At 72.3% G+C, this 24,224-nt stretch carries 25 protein-coding genes and 1 pseudogene; 16 read left to right on the forward strand and 10 right to left on the reverse strand.

From position 1 onward, the window contains the following. Positions 1 to 179: 179 nt before the first annotated feature. From dnaK to KJS59_RS21540, 4 genes are read left to right on the forward strand one after another with little or no spacing between them, the layout of a single operon-like run. Complete coding sequence (gene dnaK, locus KJS59_RS21525; protein WP_213454765.1) at positions 180 to 2,093, forward strand: molecular chaperone DnaK; 1,914 nt, start codon at positions 180 to 182, stop codon at positions 2,091 to 2,093. Beyond that, the gene (gene grpE, locus KJS59_RS21530) at positions 2,090 to 3,034 is read left to right on the forward strand and encodes a nucleotide exchange factor GrpE (RefSeq protein WP_213454766.1); all 945 of its coding nucleotides are present in this window, start codon (positions 2,090 to 2,092) and stop codon (positions 3,032 to 3,034) included. Before dnaK ends, grpE begins: the two co-directional genes overlap by 4 nt. 33 nt (positions 3,035 to 3,067) lie before the next feature. Then, positions 3,068 to 4,246 carry a molecular chaperone DnaJ gene (gene dnaJ / locus KJS59_RS21535; RefSeq protein ID WP_213454767.1) on the forward strand — a complete coding sequence of 393 codons (1,179 nt, stop codon included), beginning with the start codon at positions 3,068 to 3,070 and terminating at the stop codon, positions 4,244 to 4,246. Between the two features lie 29 nt (positions 4,247 to 4,275). Then, positions 4,276 to 4,713: a heat shock protein transcriptional repressor HspR gene (locus tag KJS59_RS21540; protein ID WP_213454768.1), complete on the forward strand. Its 438-nt coding sequence runs from the start codon at positions 4,276 to 4,278 to the stop codon at positions 4,711 to 4,713. A gap of 13 nt (positions 4,714 to 4,726) precedes the next feature. Here KJS59_RS21540 and KJS59_RS21545 read toward each other — a convergent pair whose 3' ends face one another. From KJS59_RS21545 to KJS59_RS21555, 3 genes are all read right to left on the reverse strand, one after another. After that, entirely contained in the window at positions 4,727 to 5,158 is a 432-nt protein-coding gene (locus KJS59_RS21545) for a hypothetical protein (protein WP_213454769.1), read from the reverse strand. Positions 5,159 to 5,320: 162 nt separating this feature from the next. After that, on the reverse strand, positions 5,321 to 6,523 hold the full coding sequence (locus tag KJS59_RS21550) for a cation:proton antiporter (RefSeq protein ID WP_213454770.1): 1,203 nt from the start codon (positions 6,521 to 6,523) through the stop codon (positions 5,321 to 5,323). Positions 6,524 to 6,529: 6 nt separating this feature from the next. After that, on the reverse strand, positions 6,530 to 7,030 hold the full coding sequence (locus KJS59_RS21555) for a cation:proton antiporter regulatory subunit (RefSeq protein WP_213454771.1): 501 nt from the start codon (positions 7,028 to 7,030) through the stop codon (positions 6,530 to 6,532). Between the two features lie 172 nt (positions 7,031 to 7,202). Between KJS59_RS21555 and clpB the strand changes: the two genes are divergently transcribed. Continuing rightward, complete coding sequence (gene clpB, locus KJS59_RS21560) at positions 7,203 to 9,797, forward strand: ATP-dependent chaperone ClpB (RefSeq protein WP_213454772.1); 2,595 nt, start codon at positions 7,203 to 7,205, stop codon at positions 9,795 to 9,797. A gap of 34 nt (positions 9,798 to 9,831) precedes the next feature. Here the strand turns inward: clpB and KJS59_RS21565 are convergent, their stop codons facing one another. Then, positions 9,832 to 10,278 (reverse strand): MarR family winged helix-turn-helix transcriptional regulator, encoded by a 447-nt coding sequence (locus KJS59_RS21565; RefSeq protein ID WP_249714643.1) that lies wholly within the window; start codon positions 10,276 to 10,278, stop codon positions 9,832 to 9,834. Between the two features lie 64 nt (positions 10,279 to 10,342). Between KJS59_RS21565 and KJS59_RS21570 the strand changes: the two genes are divergently transcribed. The 7 genes from KJS59_RS21570 to KJS59_RS21600 all read left to right on the forward strand — a co-directional run bounded on the left by KJS59_RS21570 (position 10,343) and on the right by KJS59_RS21600 (position 14,975). Beyond that, positions 10,343 to 10,720 carry a cupin domain-containing protein gene (locus KJS59_RS21570; RefSeq protein ID WP_213454773.1) on the forward strand — a complete coding sequence of 126 codons (378 nt, stop codon included), beginning with the start codon at positions 10,343 to 10,345 and terminating at the stop codon, positions 10,718 to 10,720. Positions 10,721 to 10,858: 138 nt separating this feature from the next. Then, positions 10,859 to 11,554 (forward strand): hypothetical protein, encoded by a 696-nt coding sequence (locus tag KJS59_RS21575; protein ID WP_213454774.1) that lies wholly within the window; start codon positions 10,859 to 10,861, stop codon positions 11,552 to 11,554. Positions 11,555 to 11,679: 125 nt separating this feature from the next. Beyond that, complete coding sequence (locus tag KJS59_RS21580) at positions 11,680 to 12,297, forward strand: hypothetical protein (RefSeq protein ID WP_213454775.1); 618 nt, start codon at positions 11,680 to 11,682, stop codon at positions 12,295 to 12,297. Between the two features lies 1 nt (position 12,298). Continuing rightward, positions 12,299 to 13,090 (forward strand): SDR family NAD(P)-dependent oxidoreductase, encoded by a 792-nt coding sequence (locus KJS59_RS21585; protein ID WP_213454776.1) that lies wholly within the window; start codon positions 12,299 to 12,301, stop codon positions 13,088 to 13,090. A 160-nt stretch (positions 13,091 to 13,250) separates the two neighbouring features. Continuing rightward, positions 13,251 to 13,793, forward strand: coding sequence for an orotate phosphoribosyltransferase (gene pyrE, locus KJS59_RS21590; RefSeq protein ID WP_213454777.1), 543 nt, complete (start codon positions 13,251 to 13,253; stop codon positions 13,791 to 13,793). Positions 13,794 to 13,850: 57 nt separating this feature from the next. Further along, positions 13,851 to 14,228: an ArsR/SmtB family transcription factor gene (locus tag KJS59_RS21595; RefSeq protein WP_111244082.1), complete on the forward strand. Its 378-nt coding sequence runs from the start codon at positions 13,851 to 13,853 to the stop codon at positions 14,226 to 14,228. Positions 14,229 to 14,342: 114 nt separating this feature from the next. After that, on the forward strand, positions 14,343 to 14,975 hold the full coding sequence (locus KJS59_RS21600; protein WP_213454778.1) for a class II aldolase/adducin family protein: 633 nt from the start codon (positions 14,343 to 14,345) through the stop codon (positions 14,973 to 14,975). Between the two features lie 15 nt (positions 14,976 to 14,990). On the opposite strand, the gene KJS59_RS21605 is transcribed toward KJS59_RS21600, so the two are convergent. From KJS59_RS21605 to KJS59_RS32325, 3 genes are read right to left on the reverse strand one after another with little or no spacing between them, the layout of a single operon-like run. Continuing rightward, positions 14,991 to 15,743 carry a DedA family protein gene (locus tag KJS59_RS21605; protein ID WP_213454779.1) on the reverse strand — a complete coding sequence of 251 codons (753 nt, stop codon included), beginning with the start codon at positions 15,741 to 15,743 and terminating at the stop codon, positions 14,991 to 14,993. A 23-nt stretch (positions 15,744 to 15,766) separates the two neighbouring features. Further along, complete coding sequence (locus tag KJS59_RS32320; protein ID WP_376771232.1) at positions 15,767 to 16,192, reverse strand: hypothetical protein; 426 nt, start codon at positions 16,190 to 16,192, stop codon at positions 15,767 to 15,769. Continuing rightward, on the reverse strand, positions 16,158 to 16,553 hold the full coding sequence (locus tag KJS59_RS32325) for a hypothetical protein (RefSeq protein ID WP_376771230.1): 396 nt from the start codon (positions 16,551 to 16,553) through the stop codon (positions 16,158 to 16,160). Before KJS59_RS32325 ends, KJS59_RS32320 begins: the two co-directional genes overlap by 35 nt. Before the next feature lie 379 nt (positions 16,554 to 16,932). Here KJS59_RS32325 and KJS59_RS21615 point away from each other — a divergent pair, with 379 nt between their 5' ends. Then, positions 16,933 to 17,811, forward strand: a complete 879-nt coding sequence (locus KJS59_RS21615) for an SPFH domain-containing protein (protein ID WP_213454780.1) — start codon at positions 16,933 to 16,935, stop codon at positions 17,809 to 17,811. 75 nt (positions 17,812 to 17,886) lie between these two features. Here KJS59_RS21615 and KJS59_RS21620 read toward each other — a convergent pair whose 3' ends face one another. Further along, on the reverse strand, positions 17,887 to 18,096 hold the full coding sequence (locus KJS59_RS21620) for a hypothetical protein (protein WP_213454781.1): 210 nt from the start codon (positions 18,094 to 18,096) through the stop codon (positions 17,887 to 17,889). 174 nt (positions 18,097 to 18,270) lie between these two features. Between KJS59_RS21620 and fbaA the strand changes: the two genes are divergently transcribed. Together fbaA and KJS59_RS21630 are read left to right on the forward strand one after the other, a co-directional pair. Then, positions 18,271 to 19,296 carry a class II fructose-bisphosphate aldolase gene (gene fbaA, locus KJS59_RS21625; RefSeq protein WP_213454782.1) on the forward strand — a complete coding sequence of 342 codons (1,026 nt, stop codon included), beginning with the start codon at positions 18,271 to 18,273 and terminating at the stop codon, positions 19,294 to 19,296. A gap of 383 nt (positions 19,297 to 19,679) precedes the next feature. Next, positions 19,680 to 20,741 carry an ETX/MTX2 family pore-forming toxin gene (locus tag KJS59_RS21630; RefSeq protein ID WP_213454783.1) on the forward strand — a complete coding sequence of 354 codons (1,062 nt, stop codon included), beginning with the start codon at positions 19,680 to 19,682 and terminating at the stop codon, positions 20,739 to 20,741. Positions 20,742 to 20,823: 82 nt separating this feature from the next. Here the strand turns inward: KJS59_RS21630 and KJS59_RS21635 are convergent. Further along, positions 20,824 to 21,570, reverse strand: a pseudogene (locus KJS59_RS21635) (LOG family protein); the annotation flags it as partial. Positions 21,571 to 21,894: 324 nt separating this feature from the next. Between KJS59_RS21635 and KJS59_RS21640 the strand changes: the two are divergent. After that, positions 21,895 to 22,311, forward strand: coding sequence for a DUF3151 domain-containing protein (locus KJS59_RS21640; protein WP_213454785.1), 417 nt, complete (start codon positions 21,895 to 21,897; stop codon positions 22,309 to 22,311). A 112-nt stretch (positions 22,312 to 22,423) separates the two neighbouring features. Here KJS59_RS21640 and KJS59_RS21645 read toward each other — a convergent pair whose 3' ends face one another. After that, the gene (locus KJS59_RS21645) at positions 22,424 to 23,734 is read right to left on the reverse strand and encodes a MinD/ParA family ATP-binding protein (protein WP_249714647.1); all 1,311 of its coding nucleotides are present in this window, start codon (positions 23,732 to 23,734) and stop codon (positions 22,424 to 22,426) included. Positions 23,735 to 24,224: the final 490 nt, after the last annotated feature.

A 24,224-nucleotide genomic window follows, 5' to 3' on the forward strand; every position in this document is an offset into this window, starting at 1 on the left:
GAGGCGCGGCCATCTTTACCGCAGGTGGCGTCGAGGGGGAGGGAGGGCGAGGCGGAGGGACTTGCGTGTGATTGACTCAACTTCGGGTTGCCGCTCGGCGGCCCCGTGGCAGAATTGAGCCCGGCCCGCTCAACTTGCGGGGCATCCACAGCGAACTACGCAGAAGCGAGGAAGCGAAGATGGCACGTGCGGTCGGCATCGACCTCGGTACGACCAACTCGGTCGTGTCCGTGCTCGAGGGTGGCGAGCCCACCGTGATCGCGAACGCCGAGGGATCGCGGACCACGCCGTCGATCGTCGCGTTCGCCCGCAACGGCGAGGTTCTCGTCGGCGAGGTCGCCAAGCGGCAGGCGGTGACGAATCCGGACCGGACGATCCGCTCGGTCAAACGCGAGATGGGCAGCGGTTGGTCCATCGACATCGATAGCAAGAAGTACACCCCGCAGGAGATCTCCGCGCGGGTGCTGATGAAGCTGAAGCGCGACGCCGAGGCGTACCTGGGCGAGCAGATCACCGACGCGGTGATCACCGTGCCGGCGTACTTCAACGACGCGCAGCGCACCGCCACCAAGGAGGCGGGCGAGATCGCCGGCTTCAACGTGCTGCGGATCGTGAACGAGCCGACCGCGGCCGCGCTGGCGTACGGCCTGGACAAGGGCTCCAAGGAGCAGACGGTCCTGGTCTTCGACCTGGGTGGCGGCACCTTCGACGTGTCGCTGCTGGAGTTGGGCGAGGGCGTCATCGAGGTCAAGTCGACCAGCGGCGACAACGCCCTGGGCGGCGACGACTGGGACCAGCGGGTCATCGATCACCTGGTCAAGACGTTCCGCGGCCAGCACGGCGTGGACCTGTCCCAGGACAAGATGGCACTGCAGCGGCTGCGCGAGGCGGCCGAGAAGGCCAAGATCGAGCTGTCCGCCGCCACCACCACGAACATCAACCTGCCCTACATCACGGCCGGCCCCTCCGGCGCGGACGGCGGCCCGTCGGCCCCGCTGCACCTGGACGTGACGCTGACCCGGGCGGAGTTCCAGCGGATGACGCAGGACCTGCTGGACCGCTGCAAGGGCCCGTTCGAGCAGGCGATCAAGGACGCGGGCGTCCGGATGCAGGATGTCGACCACGTGATCCTGGTCGGCGGCTCGACCCGCATGCCGGCGGTCTCGGAGCTGGTCAAGCAGCTCACCGGCCGGGAGCCGAACAAGGGCGTGAACCCGGACGAGGTGGTCGCGGTCGGCGCGGCGTTGCAGGCCGGCGTGCTCAAGGGCGAGGTCAAGGACGTCCTGCTGCTCGATGTCACCCCGCTGTCGCTGGGCATCGAGACCAAGGGCGGCATCATGCACAAGCTGGTCGAGCGGAACACCACCATCCCGACCAAGCGCTCCGAGGTCTACACCACGGCGGACGACAACCAGCCCTCCGTGCTCATCCAGGTCTACCAGGGTGAGCGGGAGATGGCCGCGTACAACAAGAAGCTCGGCACCTTCGAGCTGACCGGCATCCCGCCGGCGCCGCGGAACGTTCCGCAGATCGAGGTCACCTTCGACATCGACGCGAACGGCATCGTCCACGTCAACGCGAAGGACCTGGGCACCGGCAAGGAGCAGTCGATGACCATCACGGGCGGCTCGGCGCTGCCCAAGGATGACATCGAGCGCATGATGCGCGACGCCCAGGACCACGCGGACGACGACAAGCGCCGCCGCGAGGAGGCGGAGACCCGCAACCTGGCCGAGCAGTTGCAGTGGCAGACCGAGAAGTTCCTCGCGGAGTCCGGCGACAAGCTGCCGGCCGAGTCGAAGGACGCGCTGACCGAGGCGCTGGGTGAGCTGCGCGGCGCGCTGGGCGGCTCGGACATCGAGAAGATCAAGTCGGCCCACGAGAAGCTGATGGCCGCGAACCAGCAGGCCAGCCAGCAGCTGTACGCGAACGCGCAGGCGTCCGGCGCGGCCGGTGAGCCGGGCGCGGGTGCGGGTGCGGGTGCGGCCGGCGGTGCCGCGGGCGATGCGGCCGGTGCTGCTACCGGCGGCGCGGCCAGCGGTGGGGACGATGTGGTCGACGCCGAGATTGTGGACGAGGACGACAAGAAGTGACCGAGAAACCAGGCGCCACCGGCCCGGCGGCGGAGCCCGGCGACGGGCTTGCCGCCGAGCGGGTGGTGATCCGGGACAGGAGGAAAGTGGACGCCACCGGTCGGGCGAAGCACGCGGCCGAGTCGCGGGACGACGCCGACGCCAAGCCGGGTACCGGGGCGGCGAGCGCGGGCAGCACAGCCAGCGGCCCCGACGCCCCGGCCGGCCGCTCCGACGCCAAGGGCGCCGATGACGCGGCGGCGGAGGCCGGCGGCGGTGCGGAACCGGCGGCGGAAACCGGCGGTGCGAAGCCTGCGGCCGGCGAGCCCGGCACCGGCGAGCCGGAGCAGCCGGCGGTGGCGGAACCGGCGGGTACCGAAGCACCCGCCGGCGAGTCCACCGCCGCCGAACCGGGGGCCACCGACCCGTCGCCGGCGCAGCCGGTCGAGGTTCCGGCCCAGCCGGTGGCCGACGAGGACGCCGAGCCGGGTGCGGAGCCGGACGGGAAGGCCGCCGGGGCCACACCCGAGTCCGAACTGGAGTCGGTGCGGGCGGAGTTGGCCGAGCGCACGCGGGACCTGCAGCGGGTCACCGCCGAGTACGCCAACTACCGCAAGCGCGTCGACCGGGACCGGAGCCTGGCCGCGGAGCAGACCACGGGCGCGGTGCTGAGCACGCTGCTGCCGGTGCTGGACGACCTGGACCGGGCGCGGGACCACGGCGACCTGGTCGGGCCGTTCGGGTCGGTGGCGGAGCAGTTGATCGCCGCGCTCGGCAAGTTCGGGCTGACGCCGTTCGGCGAGAAGGGCGACGCGTTCGACCCGACCCGGCACGAGGCGGTGGCGCACACCACGTCGGCCGAGGTCACCGAGCCGACCTGCGTCGACGTGATGCGCCGCGGCTACCTGCTCGGCGAGCGGCTGCTGCGCCCGGCGATGGTCGCGGTGGCGGACCCTGAGTAAGCGGACAACGAGATCGGACGGGGAGGTGGACCGGTGAGTTCCAAGGATTGGCTGGAGAAGGACTTCTACGCCGTCCTTGGCGTGTCCAGGTCCGCCTCGCCGGACGAGATCAAAAAGGCGTACCGGAAGCTGGCCCGGGAGAACCACCCGGACCACAACCCGGGCAACGCGGCGGCCGAGGAGAAGTTCAAGGCCGTCTCGGAGGCGTACGACGTGCTCTCCGACGCCGGGCGGCGCAAGGAGTACGACGAGATGCGCAGCCTGTTCGGCTCCGGTGCGTTCCGGCGGGGCGCCCAGGGCGGCGCGGGCTTCGACCCGTCCGACCTGTTCGGCGGCTTCGGCGGCACAGGGGCCGGCGGTGCCGGCGGCGATCGTCGGTTCGGCGGCGCCAGCTTCTCGGACCTGTTCGGCTCGATCTTCTCCGGTGGCGGCGGCACCGGGCGGCGCGGCCCGGCCCGGGGCCGCGACGTGGAGGCCGAGGTCACGCTCGACTTCGCGGACGCCGTCAAGGGCACCACGCTGCCGCTGACCCTGCGGGCGCCCGGGGTCTGCGACACCTGCAAGGGCAGCGGTGCCAAGCCGGGCACCCAGCCGCGGAACTGCCCGCAGTGCCGTGGCAGCGGGCTGGTGACCCGCAACCAGGGGTCGTTCAGCTTCTCGGAGCCGTGCCGGGAGTGCCAGGGCGTCGGGACGGTCGTCGAGGAGAAGTGCCCCGAGTGCCGGGGCACCGGCGGCGTCACCAAGACCCGCACGCTCAACGTCCGCTTCCCGGCGGGCGTGGCGGACGGGCAGCGCATCCGGCTGGCCGGCCGCGGCGAGCCGGGCGAGCGCGGCGGTCCGGCCGGCGACCTGTACGTGCTGGTGACGGTGCGCCCGGACGCGCTGTTCGGGCGGACCGGTGACGATCTCACGCTGACCGTGCCGATCACGTACCCGGAGGCGGTTTTCGGGGTCGACCTGAAGGTACCCACGCTGGATGGGGCGGTGACCCTGCGGGTGCCGCCGGGCTCGCCGAGCGGGCGGGTGCTGCGGGCCCGTGGCAAGGGCGTCGTGAAGAAGTCCGGCCAGGCCGGTGACCTGCTGGTCACACTGGACGTGATGGTGCCGAAGGACCTGTCCGACTCGGCGCGCAGCGCGCTGGAGGAGTACGCCGCGAAGACGCCGCCGGCGCCGCGCGAACATCTCCGCTCGCAGGTGCGCCGGCACGAGTGAGGCTGTGCAGGTGGGGAGGGTGAGCCGAGGTGGATGAGGAGTTCACCGTCCGCGTCGAGTCCGACGCGAAGGTGCTGATCATTTCGGTGGCCGCCCGGATGGCCGGGATGCACCCGCAGACGCTGCGCCAATACGACCGGTTGGGGCTGGTGCAGCCGGGGCGGGCGGCCGGCGGCGGCCGCCGGTACAGCGCACGCGACGTGGCGCTGCTGCGGGAGATCCAGCGGCTGAGCCAGGATGAGGGCGTGAACCTCGCCGGCGTGAAGCGGATCATCGAGCTGGAGCAGTTGGTCGGCGAGCTTCAGGAGCGGATGGTCGCGATGGAGGCCGAACTGGACGCCGCCTACCGGCGGATCGCCGAGCTTCAGGCCGGCAGCGCGTATCCGCGCGGCGACATCGTGCCGATGGGGCGCACCTCGACCGCGCTGGTCGTCTGGCGGCCCCGCCGCTTCGCCGACGGGAAGTGAGCCCCGGCGCGCCTCAGCCGAGCCGGCGGGGGTTGCGGACCAGGCCGCCCTCGCACCAGTCGGGGTAGGTGAACAGCTCGGGGCGGGCCAGCAGCATGCGGCTGTTGTGCGCCCAGTAGCGCATCATCTCGTCCCCGTCCGACTCCGCCTCCTCGACCAGCTTCCGCAGCTTCCGGCGCGGGTGGGCGCGGAAGTTCGTGCGGATCGCGTCCGCGGCGTAGATGTACAGGCAGTGCAGGGCGAACCGGCGCGCCGGGCAGCTCGGGTCCATCGCCAGGTCGAACAGGGTGCCGACCAGCCGGTCGCCGGAGACCAGCAGGTCCCAGTCCGCGGGCATCGTGTGCAGCGGGACGGAGCCCGGCTGGTACGCCCAGGCGCGCAGTTCGCGCGGCGTGGGGTCGACCGGGTTGGCGAACCCGCGAAACATGGACTCTTGCACGCTCACCGCTCACCCGCCCCGGCAGCAAAGCCTGATCTGGGCGTCACGGTAGCGCGCGGCGAGCGGGCAGCGGAAGGCTGCACGCCCCATTTGGGCCCCGACCGTTACGAGTGGGTCGCCGGCACCCCCGCCCTGGTCCGGGCCGCCGGCGCGGCGGCGCCCGCGGGCTCAGTCGGCGGCCGGCACCGGCCCGGCGCGGTGGTGGGCCACCCAGCGCCGAACTATCCGCTTGAACCAGGTGGCGTCCGGCACCCGGGCCAGGATCGGCCCGGTGACCACGGTGATCAGTACGTATGCGGTGGCGAGCGGGGCGAGTCGGGGCTCCACGCCGGCGGTCACCGCCAGCCCGGCGATGACTATCGAGAACTCGCCGCGTGGGGTCAGCGCGAAGCCGGCACGCAGCCGACCGGGCAGCGCGATTCCGGTGCGGCGGGCGGCCAGGTACCCGGTCGCCACCTTCGTCGCCATCGTGACCACGGCCAGGCCGAGCGCGGGCAGCAGCACCGGCGGCATGGCGGCCGGGTTCGTGGCCAGGCCGAAGAAGACGAAGAACACGGCGGCGAACAGGTCCCGCAGCGGCGTGAGCAGTTCGGTCGCGTGATGGGCGACCGGGCCGGACAGCGCGATGCCGACCAGGAACGCGCCCACGGCGGCGGAGACCTGCAGTTCGGCCGCGAGCCCGGCGACCAGCAGGGTGAGGCCGAGCACGCCGAGCAGCAGCGCCTCGGGGTCCTCGGCGGACATCGCCCGGGACAGCAGGTGCCCGTACCGGATGGCGACGACCAGCACGAGCAGCACCGCGCCGACCGCGATGGCCAGCGCCTTGCTGCCGCCGAGCAGGCCGGTGCCGGCCAGGACGGCGGTCAGCAGCGGCAGGTAGAGGGCCATCGCCAGGTCCTCGATGACCAGGATCGACAGGATCACCGGGGTCTCCCGGTTACCGAGCCGGCCGAGGTCGCCGAGCACTTTGGCGATGACGCCGGAGGAGGAGACCCAGGTGATGCCGGCGAGCACCACGGCGGCCACCGGCCCCCAGCCGAGCAGCAGCGCGAACGCGGCGCCCGGCAGGGCGTTGAGCAGCCCGTCGATCAGGCCGGCCGGGGCGGCGGCACGCAGGTTGCCGACCAGTTCGGTGGCGGAGTACTCCAGGCCCAGCATGACCAGCAGCAGGATGACACCGATCTCGGCGCCGACCTGGATGAACTCCTCGCTGGCGGACAGTGGCAGCAGGCCGCCCTGGCCGAAGGCGAGGCCGGCGAGCAGGTAGAGCGGGATCGGGGACAGGCCGATCCGCCGGCCGAGCCGGCCCAGGGCACCGAGCGCGAACAGCAGCGCGCCGACCTCGATCAGCAGGATCGTCGTCGAGTGCACCGGCGATCAGCCCGCCGGGTCGTCGACGGCGAGGATCGCGGAGGCGCCGTCGAGGCCCTCCCGGGTGCCGACCAGGACGACCACGTCGCCGGCGGCGAAGAGGAACTCCGGGCCGGGCGATGCGTTCACCTCCCGGTCGCGCAGCACCGCCACGATCGACGCGCTCGTGCGGGTACGGATCTTGGCGTCGCCGAGCGGGCGGCCGACGTAGCGGGAGCCGGCGGGGATCGTGATCTGCTCGGTGAGCAGGCCGGCCGCCTGCTGGCGCAGCCCGGTGAGTTGGCCCAGCATCAGCGACGCGCCGAGGATGTCGGCCAGCGCCTCGGCCTCGTCGTCGGTCAGCGGCACCGACGCCAGGCAGGAGTCCGGATCATCTGGATCGAACACCAGGAAATCCCGCCGGCCGTTGCGGTGCGACACCACGCCGATCCGCCGGCCGGTACTGGTCACGACGTCGTGGCGGACACCGATGCCCGGCAGCGTCACTTGCTCTACCCGAACTCGCACGGCGCTAAAAATACCGTGTGGTCCGGTGGCGCTGGTGCCGGCAGGGTCATGCTGCGCGCGGTGAGCCGGTTCACCGGGACGACATAGACTTGAGCGCGCTAGACTCAACTCTGGTCGGAATCGAATCCGATCTTCGGACCCACGTCCGCGACAGTTTCCGCCAGGGGAGCGCATGAACGCCGAACGTCTCACCACCAAGAGCCGCGAGGTCATCACCGATGCGGTGGCCACCGCCACCCAACGCGGCCACGCCACGGTCGAGCCGTGGCACCTCCTGCTGTCCCTGCTGGACACCGGCGGTTCGCTGGCCGGCGCGCTGCTGCGCGCGGTCGGCGCCAATCCCGCCGACATCCGCCGGGCGGCCGCCCGGGCGTTGGAGAACCTGCCCACCGTGCGCGGCTCCAGCGTCGCCGAGCCGAGCCTGGCCCGCGAGTTCGCCAACGCCGTCGGGGCGGCCGAGCAGATCGCCCGCCCACTGGGCGACGAGTACATCTCCACCGAACACCTGCTCGCCGCGCTGGCCCGGGTGGGCGGCGCGGTCGCCAAGGTGCTCAAGGAGGCCGGCGCCACCGAGGAGAACCTGGTCGCCGCGTTCCCCGCGGTGCGGGGCGGCAACCGCCGGGTCACCACCCCGGACCCGGAGCAGACCTACCAGGCGCTCGAGAAGTACGGCGTGGACCTGACCACCCAGGCCCGCGAGGGCAAGGTGGACCCGGTCATCGGCCGGGACGCCGAGATCCGTCGGGTGATCCAGGTGCTGTCCCGGCGCACCAAGAACAACCCGGTGCTGATCGGCGAGCCGGGCGTCGGCAAGACCGCGATCGTCGAGGGCCTGGCCCAGCGCATCGTGGCCGGCGACGTGCCCGAGTCGCTGCGCGACAAGCGCCTGGTCTCGCTGGACCTGGGCGCCATGGTCGCCGGTGCGCAGTACCGCGGCCAGTTCGAGGAGCGGCTCAAGTCCGTCCTGGAGGAGATCAAGAATTCGGACGGCCAGGTCATCACGTTCCTGGACGAGTTGCACACGGTCGTCGGCGCCGGCAAGGGCGAGGGCTCGATGGACGCCGGCAACATGCTCAAGCCGATGCTGGCCCGCGGCGAACTGCGCATGGTCGGCGCGACCACGCTGGACGAGTACCGCGAGCACATCGAGAAGGACCCGGCGCTGGAGCGGCGGTTCCAGCCGGTGCTGGTCGGCGAGCCCACCATCGAGGACACGATCGGCATCCTGCGCGGGCTCAAGGAGCGCTACGAGGTGCACCACGGTGTGCGGATCACCGACGCCGCCCTGGTCGCCGCCGCGTCCCTGTCCGACCGGTACATCGCCGACCGGTTCCTGCCGGACAAGGCGATCGACCTGGTGGACGAGGCGGCGTCCCGGCTGCGCATGGAGATCGACTCACGCCCGGTCGAGGTGGACGAGGTCGAGCGCGCCGTGCGCCGGCTGGAGATCGAGGAGATGGCGCTGGCGAAGGAGCCGGACGAGGCGTCCGCCCAGCGACTGGAGCGGCTGCGCGCCGAGCTGGCCGATCGGCGCGAGCAGCTCACCGCGCTCAGCGACCGGTGGCGCACCGAGAAGGAGCACATCTCGAAGATCTCCACCGCCAAGGAGGAGCTGGAGCGGCTCAGCGGCGAGGCCGACCGGGCCGAGCGCGACGGCGAACTGGAGCGCGCCGCCGAGCTGCGCTACGGCCGGATTCCGCAGCTCAAGGCCGATCTGACGCGGGCCGAGCAGGAGCTGGCCGTGTTGCAGGACGCGGGCGCGATGCTCAAGGAGGAGGTCGGCGCCGACGACATCGCCGAGGTGGTCGCGTCGTGGACCGGCATCCCGACCGGCCGGCTGCTGGAGGGCGAGACCGCCAAGCTGCTGCGCATGGAGGAGTCCCTGGCCGCCCGGGTCATCGACCAGGAGCGCGCCGTGCAGGCGGTCGCCGACGCGGTCCGCCGCGCCCGCGCGGGCGTCGCCGACCCCGACCGGCCCACCGGCTCGTTCCTGTTCCTCGGCCCCACCGGTGTCGGCAAGACCGAGCTGGCCAAGGCGCTGGCCGAGTTCCTGTTCGATGACGAGCGGGCCATGGTTCGCATCGACATGAGCGAGTACTCGGAGAAGCACTCGGTCGCCCGCCTGGTCGGCGCACCGCCCGGCTACGTCGGCTACGACGAGGGCGGCCAGCTCACCGAGGCGGTCCGGCGCCGGCCGTACTCGGTGGTCCTGCTGGACGAGGTGGAAAAGGCCCACCCGGACGTGTTCGACGTGCTGCTCCAGGTGCTCGACGACGGTCGGCTGACCGACGGCCAGGGGCGCACCGTGGACTTCCGCAACGCGATCCTGGTGCTCACCTCCAACCTCGGCACCGCGGGCCTGTCCGACCCCACGATCTCCGACGAGGAGCGGGAGAACACCGTGTTGGCGGCGGTCCGGTCACACTTCAAGCCGGAGTTCCTCAACCGGCTCGACGACATCGTCGTGTTCCACTCGCTGGCCGGGCCGGCCCTGACCCGCATCGTGGACATCCAGCTCGCCCGGATGCGCAAGCGCCTGTCCGACCGGCGGCTCACCCTCCAGATCACCGATGGGGCGACGACCTGGCTCGCCGAGCGCGGCTACGACCCGCTGTACGGTGCCCGGCCGCTGCGCCGCCTGGTCCAGTCCGCGATCGGGGACCGACTGGCGAAGGCGCTGCTGGCCGGCGAGGTCCGGGACGGCGACACGGTCCTGGTCGACCTGGCCGACAACAAGGAGGGCCTGACCGTCACGCGCGCCGGCTGACGCCGGCCGGGTGCGGCGGCGGGCCGCGTGCCCGTTACCAGAAGGGGCGCAGCGGCGGTGGATTGCCGCCGCTGCGCCGCGCGATCAGGGTCGTCAGCGCCTCGCGGAGCCGGGTCAGTTCCTGCGCGCCCACCTGCGCCTCGACCTCCCGCTCCAGCTCCCGCATGATCCGGCCGGCGGTCACCAGGTGCTCCCGGCCCCGCTCGGTCAGCACGACCAGCCGCCGCCGGCCGCCCGCCGGGTGTGGCTCCCGGCGCAGGTAGCCCTTGCCGACCAGCTCGTCCACCAGGTGACCGGCCGCCTGTTTGGTCACCCCGAGGGCCGCCGCCAGCTCCGTGCCGGTCGCCCCGCCGTGCTGGACGGCCTGGAACACGTACCCGTGCATGGGTCGTAGATCCGGGTACCCGGCCGCCTCCACCCGCCGGACGAACTCCGCCAGCAGCAGCTGGAAGCCCATGCCCAGGAGGAACGTCAGCTCCATGTAAAGCATCTTGACACACCTGCTTTACTGGCTGAGTAAAGGAGCTTTACTCAGGAGGCGCAACATGCTTGTGATCACTCCCGACGACGCCGCGGTCGTCACCACCCCGAACGGTCGGGTGACCCGACTGGCCACCCCGAGCCTCGGCAGCGCGGAACTGAGCACCTGGCGGCTCCGGATGGAGCCCGGCTCCGCCGGCCCCGTCCACAGCATCGACCGCGAGCAGATCCTCATGCCGGTCGAGGGCGCTTTCGAGATCACGGTGGACGCGGTGGCGCACCGGGTGGCGGCCGGCCAGGTCGCCGTCCTTCCCGCCGGGGTGGTCCGCCAGGTACGCCCGGCCGGCGAACGCGCGGCCGAGGCGGTGGTCTGCATGCCCGTCGGCGGCGTCGCCCTGCTCCCCGAGACCGGGGAGACGCGCGACCTCCCCTGGGCCCGGTAGCGCCCGGCACGAGGTCACGCGCATTCTCGACCACGCCCGGTGCGGGTGGTGCGATTACTGATTCGGGTACCCCAAGGGCGGGCCGGTTGCCGCACCGGTGGGTAACGTGCCTGCCAGACAGGACCGAGGAGGAAACGCATGTCCGATGTGACCGGTGCGCCCGCTGAGCGCACCCGCCCCGCCATCGTGACCACAGCCGGCTATCTGCTGTACGTGGTGGCGGCGGTGCAAGTGATCAACGCCATCGCGGCGATCAGCACGGCGGGAACAGTCTCGCGGGTCTACAAGGAATGGGCCGCGGGGACCCCGGCCGAGTCCGGGGGGACGTTCGCCGTGGTCGGCTCGATCGCCAGCGCGGTTATCGGGCTGATCATCGGCGTCGTGCTGGTCGTGCTGGCCATCTTCAACAACCGGGGGAGCAACGGCACCCGGATCACCACCTGGGTGCTCAGCGGCATCCTGCTGTGCTGCACCGGCCTGGGCTTCGCGGGCAGCGCGGTGAACAGCGGCCTCAGCGGTGGCGGTGGCACCCCGGACCCGAAGGTGCTCCAGGAGCGGCTGACGCACGAGTTGCCGGGCTGGTACAACGGTGTCACGATGACCAGCAACGTGATCACGGTCCTGGCGCTGCTCGCGGTCGTCATCCTGCTGGCCCTGCCGCCGGCGAACGCGTTCTTCCGCAAGCCGGCGCAGGTGTGGGAGCCGCCGGTGCCGGGCTACCCGACGTACCCGCCCGCCCCGGGTGGCCCCGGTGCGCCCGGTGGGCCTGCCGCGCCCGGTGGGCCGCAGGCGCCTGGTGGGCCGGGTGCCCCGCCGCCTCCGCCGGCCGGCTGACGCGGCCGGGCCGACCGGACGCCGGTGCCCTTCCCCGTCCGGCTTAGCTGACGGCGATCAATCGCAGCGGGCACATCCCCACGGGTAAGTTCATCCGCGGATGACGTACTCGGGGGGATGTGCCCATGTCGTACCCGGAGCCGGCCCTCGCGCGCCGGCGCCCCGCCTCGGTGACCGCCGCCGCCGTCCTGATGCTGGCGATGGCGCTGCTCGGCGTGGTCGGCGCCGTGGTCATGCTGGTCACGGTCGGCGGCATCGTGGACGACTTCCGCGCCGCCGCGGCCGGCGCCGCCCGGGACCAGGTGAACGGTCTGTCCACATTCCTGCGCACGTACTCGGTGCTCGCCGCGGTCCTCGGCGTGCTCGGCGCGATCCTGCTCGCCGCCCTGGCGCTGGGCAACCTGCGCGCGGTGCCGGGCGCCCGGATCGGTACCTGGGTGCTGTGCGGGCTGGGGTTGGCGGTCGGGTGCTGCGGCGTGTTCGGCGTGCTGCTGTCCGGCGCGGTGCAGTTGAACGACGCGACGGCGGCGGACCCCGCGGTGGCGCGCGCCCTGGCGGACGCGTACCCGGGATGGTGGCTGTGGGTGAACGCCGTGGTGTCCGGCGGGCAGGCCCTGGGATACATTGCGGTGGCCGGGTTGCTCGCCCTGCCCGCGGCGAACGGGTACTTCCAGCGCACGCCGCCGGCCCAGGCGACACCGGTCTGGTATCCGGCGGCCGCGCCGCTGTCCCGTCCGATGTGAGGTGTCCGTGACCGGTCCCGCCCGCCGGCGTGCCGCCGTGGTCACCGGCGCGACCGCCGGCATCGGCGCCGCCTTCGCCCGCCGCCTCGCCACCGAGGGGTACGACCTGCTGCTGGTCGCCCGGGACGCGGATCGCCTGCGCGGCACCGCCGCCGACCTGAGCGGCCGCTACGGCGTGAGCGCCACGGCGCTGCCGGCCGACCTGTCCACCCCGGACGGCTGCGACTCCGTGGCCGCGCGGCTCGGCGGCGTCCACCTGGTGGTGAACAACGCCGGCATGAGCCTGAACCGGGGGTTTGTCGGGTCCGACGTGGCCGATGAGGAGCGGTTGCTGGCGCTGAACGTGACCGCCGTCCTACGGCTGACCCACGCCGCGCTGCCCGGCATGGTGGAGCGGCGCCGGGGCGCGGTCGTGAACGTCTCCTCGGTCGCCGGCTTCGCCGCGCTCATGCCGGGCTCCACCTACGGCGCCAGCAAGGCGTGGGTGACCGCGTTCAGCGAGTCCATCGGCCAGTCCGTTCGCCCGTTCGGGGTACGGGTGATGGCGCTGTGCCCCGGCTACACCCGCACCGAGTTCCACGATCGGGCCGGCATCGACATGTCCGGGACCCCGCGGTGGCTGTGGCTGGACGCCGATCGGGTGGTCCACGACGGCCTGCGCGACCTGGCGCGGGGGCGGCTGGTGAGCGTGCCGGACTGGAAGTACCGGGCGGCGGTGTTCGGCATGCGGCACGCGCCGGCCCGGCTGCTCCAGGCCGTCGCCCGGGACACCCGGGGGCGCACCGGCCGCTGACCGGTGCGAAAGCTCACATCCGTCACAGTGATCGCCGTCTTTCCCGCCCTGCTCGCGATGGTCGGCGCTGCTCGGAGGTTCTTGCGGCCGTCGATGAGGTACGGGTCACCCACGCCGGGTCGTCGCTTCGGATCACCGGGGCGCGCAGTACCCTCGACGCATGGGGGATCGGGAAGATCTGCGTAAATTCATCACTGATCTGGCGGTCGTGCACGGCCGGGTGGTGCTGTCCTCCGGACGCGCGGCCGACTACTACGTCGACCTGCGCCGGGTCACGCTGCACCACGCGGCGGCGCCGCTGATCGGGCGGGTCCTTCTCGACCTCACCAGCGACTGGGAGTACGACGCCGTGGGTGGCCTGACCCTCGGCGCCGACCCGGTCGCCACGGCGATGTTGCACGCGTCCGCGGCCGGTGTGGGCCGTCCGCTGGACGCCTTTGTGGTCCGCAAGGCCGAGAAGACGCACGGCCTGCAACGGCGCATCGAGGGGCCCGACGTGACGGGTCACCGGGTGCTTGCCGTTGAGGACACCTCGACCACCGGAAGTAGTGTGCTTACCGCTATCGAGGCGTTGCGCGCCGTTCGGGCCGAAGTCGTGGGCGTGGCGGTTATTGTCGATCGGGGTGCGGGCGAGGCGGTCAAGGCCGCCGGATTGCCGTACCGGGCCGCCTTTACGATGGCCGACCTCGGCCTTCCGGCCTGAAAAACTGCCGGTTCGGACCTGCTGGTATGCAGGCGGATCGATGGCATTGGTGGAAGGATGGAGTACGTGGGAACTGCGTTGGCCGAAATGACTATGCCTCAGATCTCGCCGCTTGCCGGCGAGCCAATCGAACGAGCCGATGCCGAGCGGCTCGCGGGGGTGCTGAAGGCGCTCGCCGACCCGGCCCGACTGAGGCTGCTGAGCCTCATCCAGTCGGCGCCCGAGGGGGAAGCGTGCGTCTGCGACCTCACCGCACCGCTGGGCCTGTCCCAGCCGACCGTTAGCCACCACCTGCGCATCCTCACCGAGGCTGGCCTGCTGGAGCGGGAGAAGCGCGGCGTGTGGGCGTACTACCGGCTGGTCCCGTCGGCGATCGCCACGATCGCCGACCTGCTCACCCCGCCGCGCAAGCGGGCCACCAAGAGGGCTCGCTGACCCGGCAGGTGATCGCACCGCCCCGGCGTCGGCGCCTCGACGCGTGACGCCGGGCGGCGCGGCGGCGGACGACCCGCCACTCCCGTCTGGGGCAACAGACGGGTGCGGGCGGCGATGACGCACGCCGGCGGTGACCTGCGCGACCGGCTCGCCCGCGTCGGACACGACGTGGCGGGAGCCGGTCTCGTGGTGGCGTCCGGAGGCAACCTCTCCGCCCGGGAGCCGGGCGGCGATGAGTGCTGGGTCACGGCGACCGGCACCTGGTTCGACCGCCTGGACCGCGAGTCGTTCGTCCGCGTCCGCCTGCGGGACGGCGCGGTGCTCGACCGTGCCTCGCCCACGTCGGAACTCGCCCTGCACCTGGCGACCTACCGGGTCCGCCCGGACGTGAACGCGATCGTCCACCTGCATCCGCAGACGGTGGTCCTGCTGGCCGCGCTCGGCGAGCGCATCCGCCTGGTCACGACCGACCACGCGCACTACGTCCGCCGCGTCGCCGTGGCACCCTTCCACCCTCCGGGCACCCCGGAGCTGGCCACGGCGGCGGACGCGGTCGCCGACGGCACGGACTGCGTCGTGCTCGCCCACCACGGCGTCTCGGTGCTGGGCGAGACGGTCGAGTGGGCGCACCGCCGCGCACGGAACCTGGAGGAGGCGGCCCGCCTCACCTACCGGGCGCTCGCGCTGGGCAGGCTGGACACCCTCCCCGAGTGCCCCGGCTTCACCCCCGGCCACCCACTCGTCTGACCCGGCCGGGTGTGCTCACTCCGCCCGGTGACGCGGGCGCGCGGCTCCCGACTCGGATGCGGCGAGGGCGCCGGCGCGGCGGCGCTGGCGGCGGTCCCGGAGGATCTCCAGGAAGATCGGCAATACCGAGATCAGCACGATCACGAACACCACCGGCAGGATGTACTTGTCGATGTCCGCCGGGTTGATCACCTTGATGATCTGGGCCGCCAGGTAGTAGCCGCCGAGAAGGATGCCGTCGGTCCAGATCACCCCGCCGACGATGTTCCAGATCAGGAACTTGCGGGCCGGCATGCCGAGCACCCCGGCGACCGGGTTCAGGAACGTGCGCACGATCGGGATGAAGCGCGCCAGCACGACCGCCTTGGCCGGCCCGTACTTGGTGAAGTAGTACTCCGCCTTCTCCACGTACTCGCGCTTGAACAGCCGGGAGTCGGGCCGGTTGAACATCCGGGAGCCGAACCGGGCGCCGAGGTGGTGCCCGAGCTGGGCGCCGGCGATCGCGCACGCGGGCGCGCCGATCAGCAGCGCGATGATGCTCAGCCGGGTGCCGTCCCCGAAGATCGCCTCGGCGACCGGGGAGGCGGCGACGCCGGCCAGGAACAGCAGCGAGTCGCCGGGGAAGAAGAAGCCGATGAGCAGCCCGGTCTCGGCGAAGATGATTGCCCAGACGCCGATCAGGCCGAACGTCTGCACCAGCGCCTTGGGATCCAGCGGGTTGAACGTCAGCCCGTCGGACAGGGCGCGATACTGCTCGGCGTTCTTCACGCAGACGAGGGTACCGGCGCCGGCTAGAGCCTGGGGTCCACGGGTTCGGATTCGCTCGCCAGCACGGCGAACACCGGTTCGTGCACCCGCCACAGCGGCTCGCCGGCGGCCAGGCGGGCCGGGGCGTCCACGCTGTCCGGGTCGGCCGCCTCGTCCTCGAGCCGCCGCTCCGCCAGGCGGGCCAGGGCCTCGCCGGCCAGGGCCCGGCGGTGCGCCAGGTATCGCCGGGTCACCAGGGCGCGCTCCGGGTGCCCCGCCAGCCACCCCTCGCCCGCCCGCAGCAGCTTCTCCACCTCGTCCGGCGCGACCCAGTAGTGCTTGGCGTCGTCCAGGGCGGGCAGCAGCACGTACAGGTGGTTCAGGGCGTCGGCGAGGCGCAGCGCGCCGGTGAGGGTGAGATCGATGTAGCGGCTCTCACCCCATTTGGGGTACTTCTCGTCCCCCGGTATCGGCCACGCCCCAGCCGAGCGGCGCGAAGAACCGCTCCGCCAGGTCGGCGCCGCCGGGGCAGCGCAGCACCGGAATCCGGATCTCCAACGGCAGCGGCGCCGCCGCCAGCGCCGGCCGATCCCGGGACGCCCCCCGCAACGCCGACCGGTACACCTTCGCCAGCGCCGCCGCGAGCAGGCTCGACGCCGCGTACGGCCGGTCGTTCACGTACTGCCCGAGGGTGAACCCGTCCGGCGCGTCCTTGCGGCCGCGCCCCATCAGCCGCCCCGGGTCCACGTCCAGCACCAGCGCCGCCGTGCAGCGCTCGGCCGTCGCCTCCGGGTACAGCACGTATGCGGTACCGGTGGGCAGGTCGGCCACCTATACCCGGTCGGGGTGCTTCACCAGCAGGTACCCCAGGCCGTGGCGGGTCGGTGGGTGGTGGTGATCGTGAGCAGCACCGGTCGATCGTGCCAGGCGCACCGTGAACGTGGGGACGATTTCCCGGCCCGAATACACATTGGACACCGGTGTACCGCGGGAGGCGTGGCGGGACGGCGAGCGCCCGAGAGCTACTGTCGCCGGCACGGGCCGCCTCCCACGCCGAGTGGTCCGCACCCGTCACCAGCACGAGGAGGGCGCCGCGTGACGCGCTTCGGCCGGCCCCGCCGACCGACCGTCCATTGTCGTCGGTGCCACCCGGTAGGGCGCCCCTCGGCGCCATCCGGATCCGCGATGACCGCAAGGAGAAGTAAACCCCGTGATGCCCACCGCTTTCTGGGCCGCGATCGCCTTCGCGGCGCTCGCCGCCGTCGCCGCCATCGCGGCCCTGCTCACCCGCAGGGCGCCCCGGCGCTCCACCCTCGCGTCCACGCACCAGCTGCTCCGGGGCGGCGCCATCGCCGCCGTGGTGGTGGCCGCGCTGTTCACCGTGGTCGCGTCCGCGAACACCGTGCCGGTCCGCAACGTCGGCATCGTGACCGCCTACAACAAGCCCACCGGGAAGACAACCGGATCCGGATTCCACTGGACGAAGCCCTGGCAGAAGATCGCCGATTGGGACGCCTCGATCCAAACCGATGACGCGAGGACGAACGTCCGCATCCAGACCGGCGCCGTCGCGGAGGTCGTGAACAAGGTCCGCTGGCAGGTCAGGGAGGAAGCCGCCCCCCGCCAGTACACCGACTACAAGGGCGACTTCGACAACATGCGGCGCAACCTGTTCCAGGTGGAGAAGCAGGCCGCGTTCAACGAGGCGTTCGCCGACTACAACCCCATCAACCAGCAGTCCGGCGACGACGGCAAGGTCGTGTTCGATCTGGGGAAGATGGCCGACGAGGTGAAGCGGATCCTCGCCGCGAGGCTCGGAAACGACTTCATCATCCACTCCGTCGTCATCCCGATCATCAACCACGACAAGGCCACCCAGGCGGCGATCGAGGCGTACCAGAAGAACGTCGCCGACGGCCGGAATCTCGAGCAGAAGGAACGCAACGCCGAGGTGGAGCGGCGGATCGCGGACCGACTGAAGAACCTGCCGCCCGAGTACTACATCAACAAGTGCCTGGACCTGGCCAAGGAGCTGAACAAGGACCCCGGGTTCTGCATGACGGGGCCCCCGACGCGAGTGTCGTCGTGACCGCGCCGCTCGGGGTGGTGGCTGGGACCGCGCCGGACCCGACCACCGCCCGGAGCGGTACTACAGGTAGCCGATCTACCGATAGTCGTCCTCGAAGCTGACCACCCGGGCCTGCTCGACGGCGTCCCAGTCGTCGACCTCCAGGCCGCGGTGTACCTCCTCGGTGCCGTCGGCCGGGTCCGCCACGGTGGCCTGCTCCACGGCGTCCGCCGCTGGCGCCTCCGGGTCCCGCTCGTCGGGGCTAAGGTGATCGGTGAGGATCACGTCTTCCTCGGGCTGGGCCATGGCCGCCTCCTCGGCTGTCGCGGTCGGTTCCACGGTACGGCGCAACGGGCGCCATCGCAGGGACGTACCCGGAAAGGCCCCGATTCCACGCCGGCACCCGGCTGGGGAATACTTCGGGGCGGAGGACAGCGCGGTCCGGGCGCACACAAAACACGTCAGCAAGGAGCATTCGAGATGCCCATCGCTACCCCCGAGGTCTACGCGGAGATGCTGGACCGGGCCAAGGCCGGCGCGTTCGCCTACCCCGCGATCAACGTCACGTCGTCGCAGACGCTGCACGCGGCGCTGCGCGGCTTCGCCGAGGCGGAGAGCGACGGGATCGTCCAGGTCTCCACCGGCGGCGCCGAGTACCTCTCCGGCTCCACGATCAAGGACATGGTCACCGGTTCGGTGGCGTTCGCCGCGTTCGCCGCCGAGGTCGCCAAGAAGTACCCGGTGAACATCGCCCTGCACACCGACCACTGCCCGAAGAACAAGCTGGACGGCTTCGTCCGCCCGCTGCTGGCCGTCTCCAAGGAGCGGGTCGCCCGGGGCGAGGCGCCGCTGTTCCAGTCCCACATGTGGGACGGCTCCGCCGTGCCGCTGGCCGAGAACCTCCAGATCGCCGAGCAGTTGCTGGCCGACGCCAGCGCCGCGCACGTGGTCCTGGAGATCGAGGTCGGCGTGGTCGGCGGCGAGGAGGACGGCATCGTCGGTGCGATCGACGAGAAGCTGTACACGACCGTGGAGGACGGCCTGGCCACCGCCGCCGCGCTCGGCCTGGGCGAAAAGGGCCGCTACATGGCGGCGCTCACCTTCGGCAACGTGCACGGCGTCTACAAGCCGGGCAACGTCAAGCTCCGCCCGGAGATCCTCAACGAGATCCAGGACGCGGTCGGCGCCAAGTACGGCAGGGAGAAGCCGTTCGACCTGGTGTTCCACGGCGGCTCCGGCTCCCTGCTCGAGGAGATCCGGGCCGCGCTGGACTACGGCGTGGTGAAGATGAACATCGACACCGACACCCAGTACGCCTTCACCCGCCCGGTCGCCGCGCACATGTTCACCAAGTACGACGGCGTCCTGAAGGTGGACGGCGAGGTCGGCGACAAGAAGTCCTACGACCCGCGCACCTGGGGCAAGGCCGCCGAGCAGGGCATGGCCGAGCGGGTCGTGCACGCCTGCGAGAACCTGCGCAGCACCGGTACCACGCTGGCCAAGTAGCCTTTCGCAGCCGTCGACACGGCCGGCCGGGAGCGGTCCCGCGCCGGCCGTTCGCGTACCCAGCGGTTACCCGCTGGCGAGTGCCGGCGCGGGATCCATCCGCTTGCCTGCCCGACCGTCGAGGCTTCGGCTCATCGGCTCCGCCCCGTTGGCGTTGATGAATGAGCGCCCCCGCTCGGAAAGCGCATGCACCGGGCGCAGCGGCCTGACGCGGCAACAACATGGCGGCCGGTGGGACGCAACCGTCCGGACTGGAAACTGACTCTCCGGTCAGGATGGTATTTTCCCGCGGCGGCACCGACTCCTGTCCCTGTCTGCCGTCCGGTGCGGACGCCCGCACCGGACGCCACTGCCACAAGCAGGTCAACAGAGACGAGGAGTCAATGCACTTACGGAAAACCGTGGCCGTCCTGGGAAGTATCCTGACCGGGCTCGGGATGACCCTGGCCATGGCGCAGCCGGCCGCCGCCCAGCCCTACTGCGACGTACCCATTCCGCCGCCGAGGTGCAACCCGGGCGAGCCGGAACCGCCGCCACCGCCCACGTACGCACCGGTGCTCGCCATCGACGCCGCACAGCAGACAACGTCGCGGACCGGGGTGCGGGTGCGGGGATGGACGGCCGACGGCGACCAGCCGACGACCGCGCTGACCGTGCAGTTCACAATCGACGGTGCGTACGCCGGCTCGATGGTGGCCAACGGATCCCGGCCCGACGTCGCGGCGGCGTACCCGCAGTACGGTGCGGCGCACGGCTACGACATCACGCTCGCGGCGTCGGCTACCGGCCACACCGTCTGCGTCACGGCGGTGAGCGTGGGCGGTGGGGCCAACACCCAACGATGCACCAGTGTGGACACCATCGTCTCGTTCGACCCGTACCGGATCGACTACGACACCGCGCACGCGGTGCTGACGAGCGCCTCACTCGACCAGTTGGACCGGGTCACCACCGACAACGACACAGAGGTCCAGCAGTCGACTGAGATCAGCGGATCGAAGACCCGGACGGAAAGCAAGGGCTGGTCGGACACTCAGGGCGTGCGGATCTCGGCGTCGACCAGCTTCAAGGTCGGCGTGCCCATCTTCGCCGAGGGCAAGGTGACGGTCTCCGCCGAGGGCTCCTTCACCTTCACCCAGAACGGCTCCGTCCAGACTTCGCAGACGTGGTCCTGGCGGCAGCCGGTGCTGGTGCCGCCGCGGTCCATCGTGGAGGTGACGGTCACCGTCACCAGCGCGACCATCACCGTTCCATACACATTGTCCGGTGACTTCGTCTACGCCAGCGGTGCGCGCGCCGCCGGCACCCTGGGCGGGATGTTCGCCGGCGGCAACAGCGAGAACCTGAGGGTCACCCTGAAGCAGTACAACCTGGACGGTACGCCGACCGCAGCGCCGGTCAAGCAGCCGCAGGCCACGCTGCTGAAGGTGGAGCGGGTGCGGTAACCCACTTCGGTACAGCGCCCCGCGTCGGTGGTCCGGCGCGGGGCGCTGCACGCTGGTGCCGGGTCAGGCCGCATGCTGCGTGCTATGCGGTGAGCAGGGCGATAGCCTCCCGGGCGTCGTCGGTAACGTGGACCAAAGTGGACAGATCGCCATGCGGTGAGCTGGCCAGAAGCGTGCGGAGCAGGTCCGGTGCCGGGAGGCCGGTGGCCCAGAACGCGGCGTCGAGGAACACGAACGGACCGCTGGCGCCGTCGGTGCCGTAGTGCGTCTTCGTGGCGGCCTGGAAAACCTCCTGGACCGTGCCGGCGCGACCCGCCGCGAAGACGATGCCGCCCCGCGCCAGGCGCAGGATGGTGTCCTCGCGGATGGCGTTCGAGAAGTACTTGGCGATCAGGCCGGCGAACAGGTTGGCCGGCTCGTGCCCGTACAGCCAGGTGGGGATCGCCAGGCCGCCGGTCCAGCCGCCGCCGGGGGCGGGGAAACGGTCGCGGACGGCCAGCGCCGCCTCCGTGTACGGGTCGTGGTCGCGGAAGTCGGGGGCGGTGGCGAGCAGGTCCACGGCGGTGCCCAGTTCGGCGGCGGAGCGGGCCGACAGGTACGCGCCGAGGTTGGCCGCCTCCATCACGCCGGGTCCGCCGCCGGTCACCACCAGCCTCCCGGCCCGGGCCAACTCCCAGCCGAGGGTCGCGGCCAGGCGGTACGCGGTCGAGCCGCGGCGGACGGCGTGCCCACCCATGATGCCGACCACCGAGGCGGGGCCGTGCTCGGCGATCCAGGCGCCGGTCACGTCGACACCGGAGAGGTCCGCGCCGGCCAGGCGCAGCCCCTGCACGGTCAGGCCGGCCAGGCTGCCGGCCGCGACGTGCCGGTCCAGTTCCTCGGGGGCGTCGACATCCGCGGCGGTGTGGTCGTGCGGCGCGATGACGTCGGCGGGTGGTGGGGTGGACACCCGTGTGTTTATAGATGAGAGCCCGGTGACGTGGTCACCGGGCTCTCGTAACCGGGTCCTGGGGAGGCTCCGGACCTCCTATTCTCGTCCCGGGTCGGCGGCTGCGGCACCGGCCACCCGCCCGGAGGGGACCACCGGATCGCGTGACGAATTACTCAGCCGTTCAGCCATGACCCCGGGGGTGGGTACCGGTCTAATGGGGCGATGAGGAACCTGCTGCCCGAACCGCCCGCCACCCTGCTGCCGCCGGACGAGGAGGCGGAGGCGGCCCTGACCGCCGCCATGGACGAGCCCGGCGTCGAGGCGGTGGCCGCCCGGTGCCCGGACTTCAGCGGCGCGTGGGCGGCGCTGGCCGGGTTCGCGCTGAACGCGGGCAAGCCGGTCACGGCGTACGCGTACGCCCGCACCGGCTACCACCGGGGGCTGGACCAGTTGCGCCGCAACGGCTGGAAGGGCCACGGTCCGGTGCCCTGGTCCCACCTGCCGAACCGGGGCTTCCTGCGCAGCCTGCACGCGCTCTCGCTGGCCGCGGACGCGCTCGGCGAGGCCGACGAGGCGGCCCGCTGTGCCCGCTTCCTGCGCGACTGCGACCCGGCCGCGGGGGACGCCCTGGCGGGGTGACCCCTCGCGGGGTGTGGCGGCGTCGTCCGCGGGCCCGTCCGGCCGCGGGCGCCGCCGCCGGTGGAAAGAGTGCGGCCCTGACGGAGGGCCGCCGTTCGCTGGTCGGGGGGCGTCAGAGCCCCTCGGCCACCGCCGCCGCGATCTTGAGCCAGGCGTCCTTGGTGGCGCCGGACAAGTGGCCGTAGCGCAGCGGCTCGCCCGAGTCGATCAGCTTCTCGTACGGCGCCAGCAGCACCGCCCGGGTTCGGGCGGCGAAGTGCCGCTCGATCGCCGGCAGGTCGATGTCCTTGCGGGTCGGCGGCATCGACACCACGCTGACCGCCTGCCGCACCAGCCGCTGCCGGCCGGTCTGCTCCAGGTGGTCCAGCGCGCGGGCGGCGGTCTCGGCCGAGTCGTTACGGGCCGACATGGTGACCACGAGTTGGTCGGTCGCGTCGATGGCGGCCTGCCAGTTCTGCGCCCGGACGTTGTTGCCGGTGTCCACGAAGATCAGCTTGTAGAACCGGCTGACCACCTCGCGCAGTTCGCCGAACGCGCCCGCGGTGAGCATCTCGCCCGCGGTCGCGGACTCGTCCGAGGCGAGTACGTCGAACATGCCCTCGCCCTGGGACCGTACGTACTGCGACAGGTCGCCGACCCGCCCGTGCGCGCCCTTGAACTGGCCCAGGTCGCGCAGCATGTCCCGCACGGTGCGGCTGTGGAAGTCCTGCTGGGCGCGCATGCCGAGGGTGCCCTGGGTCTCGTTGTTGTCCCAGGCCAGCACGTAACCGCCGCGCCGCTGCCCGAACGTCATCGCCAGCAGCAGCACGGCCACCGTCTTGCCGGCACCGCCCTTCGGGTTGATGACGGTCACCTGGCGCAGCCCGCCGAAGTTGCGCCGGACCGTTTCGACGTCCCGGCGCATCTCCTGCTCGCGCCGGCCCGGCCCGAGCTTCACCAGACCCATGGAGCTGCGCGCGATGACCGCCCGCACGCCCTGCGTCGCGCTCTGCTCGGTCGGCCTCGCCGCCCGCCGCCGCGCGAACTCCTCCGCGGTCGGCACGCTCGGGTCCGGCATCCAGGCGGCGTCCTGGTGGTACGCCGGTGGCGGCTGGTGCGGCATCTGCTGCTGCTGCGGCACCTGCTGGTGAGGTGGTACCTGCTGGTACGGCGGCACCTGCTGGTGGGGCGGCATCTGGTACACGCCCGGCGCCTCGGGGCGCGCCTGCGGCGGTGGGGGCAGCGGGGTACCCGGGTGCGGCTGAAGGAACGACTCGTCCAGGTCGGTCGCTGCCGGCGGGACCGTCGGGTACTGCTGTGGGCCGTGCGCCAACGACGGCGGGTGCGGGCCGGCCGGCGGGTGGTACCCCGGCGGCGGCGCGGGCTGCTGGTACTGCTGCGGGGGCGGCGGCGCGGTGACCGGTGGGACCGTGGGCGGTTGCACCGCCGGCATCGGCTGTGGGGGCTGGGGCGGCGCGGTCGGCGGCTGCGCCCACGCGGACTCGGGCGCGTTGGGCAGCCCGGCGTCACCGCGGTCGCCACGCGGTGGCGTGCCAGCGTTCGGGATCGCGACCGAGGCCCGCGCCACGGCGGAGCCAGCGGTCGGGCCCCCCGGGACGGGCTGTGCCCTGCCGGCGCCCGGTGCCGCCGCGCCAGCGGTCGGTGCGGGGCCGGTGCCGGACGTCGCGGCGGGGCCGGCTGCGGGGGCGGGAGAAGGTGTGGCCGGCCCGGGAGTGGGCGCACCCGACGGGGCCGATGCCGATGGGGCGCCGGGCGGGCCGGAGGTGGGTGAAGCGCCGGGCGGGCCGGACGTCGGCTGCGCCGCGGGGGCGCCGGAGGTCGGGCGCGCGGTCGCGGCGACCCGACCGGCCTCGGCCCGCGCCTGCCCCGGTTGCGCGGGCTGCCCCGGCTGCCCCGGCAGTGCGGTGCCTGAC

Origin of the sequence: Rhizomonospora bruguierae (genome assembly GCF_018397995.1) — a bacterium.
Classification (GTDB): Bacteria; Actinomycetota; Actinomycetes; order Mycobacteriales; family Micromonosporaceae; genus Rhizomonospora; species Rhizomonospora bruguierae.